The sequence below is a fragment of the Stenotrophomonas sp. PS02300 genome, from assembly GCF_029959395.1.
In the GTDB taxonomy this organism is placed as follows: domain Bacteria; phylum Pseudomonadota; class Gammaproteobacteria; order Xanthomonadales; family Xanthomonadaceae; genus Stenotrophomonas; species Stenotrophomonas maltophilia_AD.
The window spans coordinates 1-10,941 of record NZ_JASCOP010000135.1 but is presented as its reverse complement, the minus strand read 5'-3'; the positions used below and the strand labels follow the sequence as shown (position 1 = coordinate 10,941).

Here is a 10,941-nt window from a genome sequence, read left to right as displayed (position 1 = left end):
AATATCCGAACGGTAGACCCGGCCCCGCCGGCTGCCAACCGGCGCGGGGGGTGGGGACTACGAAAGCGGCGACCGGGGTCGCCGGCTTTCATCAGACGTCGTGGTTGTCGGTGTACGGAATCAGGGCCAGGAAACGGGCGCGCTTGACGGCCGTTGCCAGCTGGCGCTGGTACTTCGACTTGGTACCGGTCACGCGGCTCGGCACGATCTTGCCGTTCTCGGTGAGGTACTGGCGCAGGGTGTTGAGATCCTTGTAATCGATCTCCTTGACACCTTCGGCCGTGAACTTGCAGAACTTGCGGCGACGGAAGAACTTGGACATGTCAGTGCTCCTTAAGCGGCCGAAGCGGCGTCGTCGCCGGCATCGTTGTCAGCGGCGGGGGTGGTTTCGCCTTCTTCGTCATCACGACGACGACGCTCACCACGCTCGGGCTTGTCGCCCTTCTCGTCCTTGCTCTTCATGATCAGCGACTGCTCGGTATCGGCGCCCGGGCGCACGATGACCAGGTTGCGCAGCACTGCGTCGTTGAAGCGGAAGCTTTCGGTCAGTTCGCTCAGCACGGCCTGGTCAACTTCGATGTTGAGCATGACGTAGTGGGCCTTCACCAGGTTCTGGATCGGGTAGGCCAGCTGACGACGGCCCCAGTCTTCCAGACGGTGGATGGTGCCGTTGCCGTTCTCGACCAGCGCCTTGTAGCGCTCGATCATGGCCGGAACCTGCTCGCTCTGGTCCGGGTGGACCATGAACACGACTTCGTAATGACGACTCATGTGTATTTACCTTTCGGATGTGGCCCTTTCGGGCCGGACAGCCCCCCGCAGGTGAACGCGGTGGAGCAAGGGTCCTGCCAGGAATCAGGCAGGAAGCCGCGCATTATCGCAGCAGAAACGGTTCCGGGCAAGCCGGGGCGGCGCCCGGGGCCGGATTCAGGCCTTGTCGGCCTCGGTGGTGAAGCTTTCGCCGCAGCCGCACTCGGCGGTGGCGTTAGGGTTCCTGAACGTGAAGGTCTCGCTCAGGCCCTGCTTGCCGAAGTCGATTTCGGTGCCGTCGACCAGCGCCAGGCTGTCGGCGTCCACGTAAATGCTTACCCCGTCCTGCTGGAAGACGGTGTCGCCGGGGCGCTCGTCGCGGGCCAGGTCGGTGATGTGGCCCCAGCCCGAACAGCCGGTGCGGGTCACGCCGAAGCGCAGGCCCAGCGCACCCGGGGTCTGGGCCACGAACTTCTGGACACGGGTGAAGGCAACAGGGGTAAGGGTGACAGCCATGACAGACGACTCCAGCGGATCGGACACATTATAGGTCTACGGCCCAGTCAGAAATGCCTCGCAAGCAGAACGCTGCAACCGTTAAACTCCTCGTTCAGAGATCGAGTCGATCAACAGAGGATTCAAGTCATGACGGTGGTCAGCGTTGAACATGCGCTTGCCGGGAAGATCCCGGAAGGCGGCGAGGCAACAGTACGGGGCTGGGTGCGCACGGTGCGCGGGTCTGCGGCGCTTGCCTTCGTCAATGTCACCGATGGCTCCTGTTTCGCCCCCATCCAGGTGGTGGCCAATGACACCCTGGGCAACTTCGACGAAGTGAAGGCGCTGACCCCGGGCTGCTCGGTCATCGCCCGCGGCACCCTGGTCAAGTCCCAGGGCAAGGGCCAGTCGTTCGAGATCCAGGCCAGCGACATCGAGATCGTCGGCCTGGTCGAAGACCCGCTGACCTACCCGATCCAGCCCAAGCCGATGAGCGCCGAGTTCCTGCGCGAAGTGGCCCACCTGCGCCCGCGCACCAACCTGTTCGGCGCGGTCACCCGCATCCGCAACTGCCTGGCCCAGGCCGTGCACCGGTTCTTCCACCAGAACGGGTTCAACTGGATCAGCACCCCCATCATCACCACCTCCGACGCCGAAGGCGCCGGGCAGATGTTCCGCGTCTCCACGCTGGACATGTTGAACCTGCCGCGCACCGCGCAGGGCGAGGTCGATTTCAGCCGCGATTTCTTCGGCAAGGAAACCTTCCTGACCGTGTCCGGCCAGCTCAATGTCGAGGCCTACTGCCTGGCGCTGAGCAAGGTGTACACCTTCGGCCCGACCTTCCGCGCCGAGAATTCCAACACCACCCGCCACCTGGCGGAGTTCTGGATGATCGAGCCGGAAATCGCCTTCGCCGACCTGGCCGAAGACGCACGCCTGGCCGAGCAGTTCCTGAAGTACCTGTTCCGCGCGGTGCTCGACGAGCGCGGCGACGACCTGGCCTTCCTGGCCGAGCGCGTGGACAAGAACGCCATCCAGAAGCTGGAAGACTTCATCAACGCGCCGTTCGAGCAGATCGACTACAGCGAAGCGGTCAAGCTGCTGCAGAACTCCGGCAAGAAGTTCGACTTCCCGGTCGAATGGGGCCTGGACCTGCAGACCGAACACGAGCGCTGGCTGACCGAGGAGCACATCGGCCGCCCGGTGGTGGTGACCAACTACCCCGAGCACATCAAGGCCTTCTACATGCGCCTGAACGACGACGGCAAGACCGTTGCCGCGATGGACGTGCTGGCCCCGGGCATCGGCGAGATCATCGGCGGCAGCCAGCGCGAAGAGCGCCTGGACGTGCTGGACGCGCGCATGGCGCAGTTCGGCCTGGACCCGGCCCACTACGGCTGGTACCGCGATTTCCGCCGCTACGGTTCGGTGCCGCACGCCGGTTTCGGCCTCGGCTTCGAGCGCCTGGTGGTGTACGTGTGCGGGCTGGGCAACATCCGCGATGCGATCCCCTACCCGCGCGCACCGGGCAGCGCCGAGTTCTGATTTCCACCACGGAGGCACGCCCATGACCCTGTTCTTCGCGCTGTGCTTCGTCGGCGTGGCGATCGCCGGGTTCAGTGCCTTCGTGATCTTCTGGCCGCTGACGCTGGTGCACATCCGCGACCGCCACCCTGCCCTGGCCGACCGCTTCGGCAGTGGCGCCTTCCTGCGCCCGGACGCGCTGCGCTGGCTGCTGGGCCGCGATTACCGCGACACCCCCGACCGCTCGCTGTCGGGGCTGGCCACGCCGGCCTGGCTGTCGCTGCTCACCCTGCTGGCCGGACTGGGCATGGCCGCCCTGCTCTGGCTGCTTTCGATGGTACTGACATGACTGACATCACCGCCCACCACGACCAGTGGTTCCTCGCCAGCCTGGGCAACACCCTGATCTGGGCACGCCTGCGGGTCCGCCCGGGCGGCACCGCCGAAGTGCTCGACAGCGACGGCAATACCCTGAGCTACGACAGCGAAGACACCGCCCGTTCGCAGCTGTTCGACGCCGAGTTCGTGGCCTTTGACGGACTGGACGAGGAAGACGCGCTGATCCGCGGCTTCAGCCTGCACGACGTCAGCCCGCCCCAGGCCGACAGTGATGACGCGCTGCGCGGCCACATGGTGATCAGCCTCGGCGCGCGCGCCTGAGCCGACCATGTTCATCCCGGCCGACTTCGTTGAGACCGACCTGACCTGGCTGGACCGGCTGCTGGAACGCGATGCGTTCGTCACCGTGGTCAGCACCGGCAGCGACGGCCTTCCCCAGGTGACCCTGCTTCCCGTGCTGTACCGGCGCGACGGGCAGGAGATCCTGATCGAAGGGCACTGGGCCCGGCCCAACCCGCAGGCCGGCCACGCCGGACCGGCGCTGGTGCTGGTGCACGGCCCGCACGGCTATGTGTCGCCGGGCTGGTACCCGGACAAGGACGCCCAGGCCCGCGTGCCGACCTGGAACTACGCGGCCGCCGAACTGCGCGGCACGCTGGAACCGGTGACCGATCCGGATGCCCTGATCGACATGCTGGACCGGCTCAGCGCCAAATACGAGGCGCTGGTGGGCGGCGACTGGGACCTGCTGCCGATCGAGCCGCGCCAGCGGCGCATGCTGGCCGGCATCGTCGGGTTCCGCTTCCGCGCCCAGCAGGTACAGGTCAAGCTGAAGCTGAGCCAGAACCATCCAGAAGCCAACCAGCACAGCGTCATCGACGCGCTCTCGGCCCTTGATTCCCCTCCTTCGCATGAGCTGGCGCAGTGGATGCGCTGGAAACTAGAGGTACCGCACTGATGAAAGACATCCACAAGCTGCTGCAGAACAACCGCGACTGGGCCGACCGGATCGAGAAGGAAGACCCCGAGTTCTTCCACCAGCTGGCCAAGCAGCAGCATCCGGAATACCTGTGGATCGGCTGCTCCGATTCGCGCGTGCCGGCCAACCAGATCATCGGCATGGCCCCGGGCGAGGTGTTCGTCCACCGCAACGTGGCCAACGTGGTGGTGCACACCGACCTCAACTGCCTGAGCGTGATCCAGTACGCGGTGGACCAGCTGAAGGTGAAGCACATCCTGATCGTGGGCCACTACGGCTGCGGCGGCGTGCATGCCAGCCTCAACAACACCCGCGTGGGCCTGGCCGACAACTGGCTGCGCCATGTGGGCGATGTGGCCCAGAAGCACGCCGCCATCATGGAGGCGATCGAGGAACCGGAGCTGAAGCACGCGCGGCTGTGCGAACTGAACGTGATCGAGCAGGTGGTCAACGCCTGCCGCTCGACCATCGTGCAGGATGCCTGGGCCCGCGGCCAGAAGCTGATGGTGCATGGTTGGGTATACAGCCTGAAGGACGGCCGGGTGCGCGAGATGGGCATCGACGTGGGCAGCCCCGAAGAGCTGCAGCCGGCCTATGAGAAGGCCCTCTCCTACGTTCCGCGCCACGGCCGGCGCGACTGACCTTTCCTGCAGGAAGCCCACTGCCATGCTCGCGCCCCCCATCAACCTGCTGGGCTGGATCGAAGAAAACCGCCACCTGCTCAAACCGCCGGTGGGCAACAAGATGATCGAGAACGGCGACTTCATCATCATGGTGGTGGGCGGGCCGAACAGCCGCACCGACTTCCACTACGACGAAGGCCCGGAGTGGTTCTACCAGCTGGAAGGCGAGATGCTGCTGAAGGTGCAGGAAGACGGCGCGGTGCGGGACATCCCGATCCGTGCCGGCGAGATCTTCCTGCTGCCCGGCAAGGTGCCGCATTCCCCGCGCCGCCCGCCCGGCGGCGTCGGCCTGGTGGTCGAGCGCAAGCGGCTGGCGCACGAGCGCGATGGCGTGATGTGGTTCTGCGAGCGCTGCAACCACAAGCTGTACGAGGTGTTTTTCACCCTGGAGAACATCGAGACCGACCTGCCGAAGGTGTTCGCCGACTACCACGCCTCGTTTGAGCTGCGTACGTGCGACGCGTGTGGGCACGTGGATCCGTTGCCGGCGACCTGAGCCCGTGCGTGAACGGCAGCCAGGCAGGGCCTGGCGCTACGGTGTTAGACCGGGCATCTGACGTCAAACCATGTCGTTTTTGCTCTCTATGTCGGATTCATCCCATAGGCCAAACAGATAGATAAACTGTGTTTTCACAGACAACCTCTATCGTCCAATGTCCGAGCTCCTCAGCCGCACCCATGCCACCGCCCTGGACGCCGCCGACCCGCTGCGTGCGCTGCGCGCTGAGTTCGTGTTCCCCCAGCACAACCACCGCGACCAGACCTATTTCGTCGGTAATTCGCTGGGCCTGCAGCCGCGCGGTGCCAAGGCCGCGGTGCAGGAAGTCATGGACAAATGGGGCGCGCTGGCGGTGGAAGGCCACTTCACCGGCGAGACCCAGTGGCTGGGCTACCACCGGCTGGTCAACCGCCAGCTGGCCCAGGTCGTAGGCGCCCTGCCCAGCGAAGTGGTCGCCATGAACACGCTGAGCGTGAACCTGCACCTGATGATGGTCAGCTTCTACCGGCCCAGCGCCGAACGCCCGGTGATCCTGATGGAGGCCGGCGCCTTCCCGACCGACCGCCACGCGGTGGAATCGCAGATCCGCTTCCACGGCTTCGACCCGGCCACCGACCTGGTCGAAGTGCAGCCGGATGAGCCCAACGGCACCCTCTCGCTGCAGGCCATCGAACGCGCCATCACCGAACACGGCCCGCGCCTTGCGCTGGTGCTGTGGCCGGGCGTGCAGTACCGCAGCGGCCAGGTGTTCGACCTGGACGCGATCACCCGCATGGCGCGCCTGCAGGGCGCGCGGGTCGGCTTCGACCTGGCCCACTCGGTCGGCAACGTGCCGCTGCAGCTGCACGACATCGCGCCCGACTTCGCCGTGTGGTGCCACTACAAGTACCTCAACAGCGGCCCCGGCGCCGTGGCCGGCTGCTTCGTGCACGAACGCCACCACCGCGACGCCAGCCTGCCGCGCTTCGCCGGCTGGTGGGGCCATGAGGAAGCCACCCGCTTCAAGATGGCCCCGCAGTTCGTGCCGGCCGTGGGCGCCGAAGGCTGGCAGCTGAGCAACCCGCCGGTGCTGGGGCTGGCCCCGCTGCGGGCCGCGCTTGACGTGATCGACAAGGCCGGCGGCATCCAGGCCCTTCGCGACAAGTCGCTGCAGCTCACCGGCCTGCTCGATGCGCTGGTCCGCGCCCGCCTGCCCGGCGTGCTCGAGGTGCTTACCCCCAGCGAACCCGAACGCCGTGGCTGCCAGCTGTCGCTGCGGGTGGTGGCCGGCCGCGAGCGCGGCCGCAACCTGTTCGAATACCTGCAGACCGTGGGCGTGCTGGGCGACTGGCGCGAACCCGACGTGATCCGCATCTCGCCCACCCCGTTGTACAACCGCTACCTTGACCTGCACCACTTCGTCGAGGAAGTGGAATCCTGGGCCGGCCTGTAAGCCGCCCTCCCCCACTCCTGCGCGGAACCGCCTTGATCGCTACCCCCCATCGCTCCCTGAGCATCATCGGCGCAGGCCTGGCCGGCTCCCTGCTGGCCATCCTGCTGTCCCGCCAGGGCTGGCGGATCACCCTGTACGAACGCCGCGGCGACCCGCGCATCAGCGATTACGAGTCCGGCCGCTCGATCAACCTGGCCCTGGCCGAACGCGGCCGCAATGCGCTGCGCCAGGCCGGGGTCGAAGACGCGGTGATGGCCAAGGCGGTGATGATGCGCGGCCGCATGGTGCACCCGCGCCAGGGCGAGCCGCAGCTGCAGCGCTATGGCCGCGATGACAGCGAAGTGATCTGGTCCATCCACCGCAAGGACCTCAACACCACGCTGCTGCAGCTGGCCGAGGATGCGGGCGCGCAGGTGCACTTCCACCGCCGCCTGCACACCGTGGACTTCGACGCCGGCTATGCGCGTTTCATCGATGACCGCGACGACCATCCGCACGACATCCGCTTCGATACGCTGATCGGCGCCGACGGCGCCGGCTCGGCGCTGCGCGCGGCCATGAACCGCAAGCACCCGCTGGACGAGCGCATCGAGTTCCTCGACCACTCCTACAAGGAGCTGGAGATCCCGCCCACCGATGAGGGTGGCTTCCGGATCGAGGCCAACGCCCTGCACATCTGGCCGCGCGGCAACTACATGTGCATCGCGCTGCCCAATGACGAGGGCACCTTCACCGTCACCCTGTTCCTGCCCAACGAAGGCAACCCCAGCTTCGCCACCACCAACAGCGGTGCCGAAGCCGAAGCGCTGTTCGCGCGCGATTTCCCCGATGCGCTGGCACTGATCCCGGACCTGCGCCGCGACTGGGAAGAACACCCGCCCGGCCTGCTCGGCACCCTGCACCTGCGCCAGTGGCACCTGCAGGGCCGCGCGGTGCTGCTTGGCGATGCCGCGCATGCCATGGTGCCGTTCCACGGCCAGGGCATGAACTGCGCGTTCGAAGACTGCGTGGCGCTGGCCCGGCACCTGCTGGAGCAGGATTCGCTGGCCCAGGCTTTCGCCGCCTTCGAAGCCGAGCGCAAGCCCAATGCCGAAGCGATCCAGCAGATGGCGCTGGAAAACTACCTGGAAATGCGCGACCGCGTGGCCGACCCGGCCTTCCTGCTGCAGCGCGAACTGGAGCAGCAGCTGCAGGCGCGCTGGCCCACCCGCTTCGTGCCGCACTACACCATGGTCACCTTCCTGCACACGCCGTACGCGGTGGCGCTGGAGCGCACCGAGCTGCAGCGGCGCATCCTGGAACAGGCCACCGCCGGCCACGACAGCCTGGAACACATCGACTGGGCCGCACTGGAACGCGTGGTCCACGCACAGCTGCCCGTGCTGGAGGGCGCGCACTGATGGCCGACAGCTTCCTGTTCTACGACCTGGAAACCTTCGGCCAGGACCCGCGCCGCACGCGCGTGGCGCAGTTCGCCGCGATCCGCACCGATGCCGACCTGAACATGGTCGACGCGCCGGTGAGCTTCTACGTCAAGCCGGCGGACGACCTGCTGCCCTCGCCGATCGCCACGCTGATCACCGGCATCACCCCGCAGCATGCGCAGGCCGAAGGGGTCAGCGAGGCCGAAGCATTCGCGCGGATCAACGACCTGATGGCGCGCCCGGGTACCTGCACGCTGGGCTACAACACGCTGCGTTTCGACGACGAGTTCGTGCGCCACGGGCTGTTCCGCAATTTCTTCGATCCCTACGAACGCGAGTGGCGCAACGGCAACTCCCGCTGGGACCTGCTGGACATGCTGCGGCTGGTACACGCGCTGCGCCCGGACGGCATCGCCTGGCCGCAGCGCGAAGACGGCGCGACCTCGTTCAAGCTTGAGCACTTGGCGCTGGCCAACGACGTGCGCCAGGGCGACGCGCACGAGGCGCTGTCCGACGTGCACGCCACCATCGGCATGGCGCGCCTGTTCAAGCAGGCCCAGCCACGGCTGTGGGACTACGCCCTGAAGCTGCGCGACAAGCGTTTCGTCGGCAGCCTGCTCGACGTGGACGGCCTGCAACCGGTGCTGCACATCTCCATGCGCTACCCGGCCCAGCGCATGTGCGCCGCGCCGGTAATGCCGATCGCACGCCACCCGTACATCAACAACCGTGTCATCGCGCTGGACCTGGAAGGCGACATCGATGGGTTGCTGGCCCTGCCGGCCGAGACGCTGGCAGCGCGCCTGTACACGCGTGCCGCCGACCTGGCCGAGGGCGAACAGCGCGTACCGCTCAAGGAAGTGCACCTGAACAAGGTGCCGGCGCTGGTGGCCTGGAACCACCTGCGCCCGGCCGACCATGCCCGGCTGGGCATCGACGTGGCGCTGGTGGAGGCCAATGCCGCGCGGGTGCGCGAGGCTGGCCCGGCGCTGGTCGAGAAGGTACGGCAGGTGTACGGCGGCGAGCGCGTGGCCACGGTCAGCGACGTGGATGCCTCGCTGTACGACGGCTTCCTGGCCGACGGCGACAAGGCCCTGATGACCCGCCTGCGCACCAGCCCGCCGGCCGAGCTGGCCGGTTTCGCCGAGCGGCTGAAGGACCCGCGCATGCCGGAGCTGCTGTTCCGCTACCGCGCGCGCAACCACCCGCAGACGCTGGATGCCGGCGAGCGCGGGCGCTGGAACGACTACCGGCGGCAGCGCCTGCTCGGCGATGCCGGGCTGGGCGAACAGACCCTGCCCGACTTCCGCGCGCAGCTGGACACGCTGGCGCTGGAGCATGCCGCCGACCCGGCCAAACTTGCCCTGTTGCAGCACCTGCGCGACTGGGGCACCGATCTGGAGCAGAGCCTGTGAGCACCTATTTCACTCCCGCCAGCTTCACCTTCCTGCGCGGGCTGGCGCGCAACAACGACAAGACCTGGTTTAACGAACACAAGCCGAAGTACGAGGAACACGTACGCCAGCCGTTCCTGCAGCTGATCAGCGACCTGCAGCCGGACCTGGCCGCAGTCAGCGAACACTTCCGCGCCGACCCGCGTGGCGTGGGCGGCTCGCTGTTCCGCATCTACCGCGATGCGCGCTTCTCCAACGACAAGTCGCCGTACAAGACCTGGCAGGGGGCGCGGCTGTTCCATGAGCGGCGCAAGCAGGTGCCGGCGCCGTCGTTCTACATCCACCTGCAGCCGGGCGGGTGCTTCGTTGGCGCCGGCCTGTGGCATCCCGAGCCGGCCACCCAGCGCAAGGTACGCCATTTCATCGTGGACAACCCCGGTGCATGGAAGGCCGCCGCGCATGCGCCGGCGCTGCGGAAGAAGTTCGATTTCGAGGAAAGCGAGAAGCTGGTGCGGGCGCCGCGCGGGTTCGAGCCGGACTTCGAGTTCATCGATGACCTGAAGCACCGCAACTGGGTGTTCTGGCGCTCGTTGGACGATGCGACCATGACCGGGCCGAAGCTGCGGCAGACGCTGGCGAAGGACCTGGTGGCGTTGGGGCCGTTTGTGGATTATCTGTGTGCTGCGTTGGATCTGGAGTTTTGAGGGGCTATCGCTCAGCCACGCAGGGCGTGGCTCTACCCTCCGTTGACGCGGGGTGCGGCAAGCTGGCGCCATGAAAAAGCTGCTTCTGCTGCTGGGGCTGGTCGTGGTGCTGCTGGCGGGCTGGCTGGTCAGCGGGCCGTATCTGACCCTGCGTGGGTTGGCCGCAGCGGTCGAACAGCGGGATACCTCGACGCTGGACCGCTACGTGGACTTCCCGATGCTGCGCGCCAACCTGCGCGCGCAGCTGGACGATTACGTGGTGCGCCGCGCCGGACCGGATGTGCAGTCCAACCTGGTCGGTGCCATGCTGTTGACCGTGGGCCAGAAGCTGAGCGGAACCGCGGTGGATGCGATGGTCACGCCGACCGGGATCGGGGCGTTGATGGAAGGCCATACGCTGTGGAAGCGGGCCAGCAATGACCTGGAAAGCAATGACGCGTACGCGGCGCCGCGTGCGGCGCGGCCGCTGGAGGGTGCCACGCACCGGTTCGAATCCACGTCACGATTCACCGCCACCACCCACACGGCGCAGGGCGCGCCGGTGGTGTTCGTGCTGCAGCGTCAGGGGTTGCGGTGGAAATTGGTCAATATCGAGCTCCCGCTCGATTAGGCGGCGTCACGACCAACGGTCGTGAGCTACCCATGTATCCGCCCGACCGTGATGTCGCGGCCAACGACGTGACATCCCGATGTGTCCGCCCGACCGGTAGGTCACGAC

The 10,941-nt window shown here is 67.0% G+C and carries 14 protein-coding genes; 11 read left to right on the top strand and 3 right to left on the bottom strand.

The window, feature by feature from the left end:
- Window positions 1-91 precede the first annotated feature (91 nt).
- The 3 genes from rpsR to QMX79_RS17780 all read right to left on the bottom strand — a co-directional run bounded on the left by rpsR (window position 92) and on the right by QMX79_RS17780 (window position 1,266).
- The gene (rpsR, locus tag QMX79_RS17790; protein WP_002804494.1) at window positions 92-322 is read right to left on the bottom strand and encodes a 30S ribosomal protein S18; all 231 of its coding nucleotides are present in this window, start codon (window positions 320-322) and stop codon (window positions 92-94) included.
- A gap of 11 nt (window positions 323-333) precedes the next feature.
- A complete protein-coding gene (rpsF, locus tag QMX79_RS17785) occupies window positions 334-771 on the bottom strand; it encodes a 30S ribosomal protein S6 (protein ID WP_068852876.1) in 438 nt (145 codons plus the stop codon).
- Between the two features lie 156 nt (window positions 772-927).
- Window positions 928-1,266, bottom strand: coding sequence for an iron-sulfur cluster assembly accessory protein (locus QMX79_RS17780; RefSeq protein ID WP_282247947.1), 339 nt, complete (start codon window positions 1,264-1,266; stop codon window positions 928-930).
- Window positions 1,267-1,395: 129 nt separating this feature from the next.
- Here QMX79_RS17780 and asnS point away from each other — a divergent pair, with 129 nt between their 5' ends.
- From asnS to QMX79_RS17725, 11 genes are all read left to right on the top strand, one after another.
- Window positions 1,396-2,790, top strand: a complete 1,395-nt coding sequence (gene asnS / locus QMX79_RS17775; protein ID WP_282247946.1) for an asparagine--tRNA ligase — start codon at window positions 1,396-1,398, stop codon at window positions 2,788-2,790.
- Between the two features lie 22 nt (window positions 2,791-2,812).
- On the top strand, window positions 2,813-3,118 hold the full coding sequence (locus QMX79_RS17770) for a hypothetical protein (RefSeq protein ID WP_093532547.1): 306 nt from the start codon (window positions 2,813-2,815) through the stop codon (window positions 3,116-3,118).
- Entirely contained in the window at window positions 3,115-3,429 is a 315-nt protein-coding gene (locus QMX79_RS17765; protein WP_282247944.1) for a hypothetical protein, read from the top strand. Before QMX79_RS17770 ends, QMX79_RS17765 begins: the two co-directional genes overlap by 4 nt.
- Before the next feature lie 7 nt (window positions 3,430-3,436).
- Window positions 3,437-4,066 carry an FMN-binding negative transcriptional regulator gene (locus QMX79_RS17760; protein ID WP_282247943.1) on the top strand — a complete coding sequence of 210 codons (630 nt, stop codon included), beginning with the start codon at window positions 3,437-3,439 and terminating at the stop codon, window positions 4,064-4,066.
- On the top strand, window positions 4,066-4,728 hold the full coding sequence (gene can, locus QMX79_RS17755) for a carbonate dehydratase (RefSeq protein WP_282247942.1): 663 nt from the start codon (window positions 4,066-4,068) through the stop codon (window positions 4,726-4,728). The genes QMX79_RS17760 and can overlap by 1 nt, the downstream gene beginning before the upstream one ends.
- A 25-nt stretch (window positions 4,729-4,753) precedes the next feature.
- Entirely contained in the window at window positions 4,754-5,266 is a 513-nt protein-coding gene (locus QMX79_RS17750) for a 3-hydroxyanthranilate 3,4-dioxygenase (protein ID WP_282247941.1), read from the top strand.
- Between the two features lie 157 nt (window positions 5,267-5,423).
- A complete protein-coding gene (gene kynU / locus QMX79_RS17745; RefSeq protein WP_282247940.1) occupies window positions 5,424-6,701 on the top strand; it encodes a kynureninase in 1,278 nt (425 codons plus the stop codon).
- A gap of 32 nt (window positions 6,702-6,733) precedes the next feature.
- A complete protein-coding gene (locus tag QMX79_RS17740; protein ID WP_282247939.1) occupies window positions 6,734-8,101 on the top strand; it encodes an NAD(P)/FAD-dependent oxidoreductase in 1,368 nt (455 codons plus the stop codon).
- On the top strand, window positions 8,101-9,540 hold the full coding sequence (gene sbcB, locus QMX79_RS17735) for an exodeoxyribonuclease I (protein ID WP_282247938.1): 1,440 nt from the start codon (window positions 8,101-8,103) through the stop codon (window positions 9,538-9,540). The genes QMX79_RS17740 and sbcB overlap by 1 nt, the downstream gene beginning before the upstream one ends.
- Entirely contained in the window at window positions 9,537-10,223 is a 687-nt protein-coding gene (locus QMX79_RS17730; protein WP_282247937.1) for a DUF2461 domain-containing protein, read from the top strand. Before sbcB ends, QMX79_RS17730 begins: the two co-directional genes overlap by 4 nt.
- A gap of 70 nt (window positions 10,224-10,293) precedes the next feature.
- On the top strand, window positions 10,294-10,833 hold the full coding sequence (locus tag QMX79_RS17725) for a DUF2939 domain-containing protein (RefSeq protein ID WP_282247936.1): 540 nt from the start codon (window positions 10,294-10,296) through the stop codon (window positions 10,831-10,833).
- Window positions 10,834-10,941 lie beyond the last annotated feature (108 nt).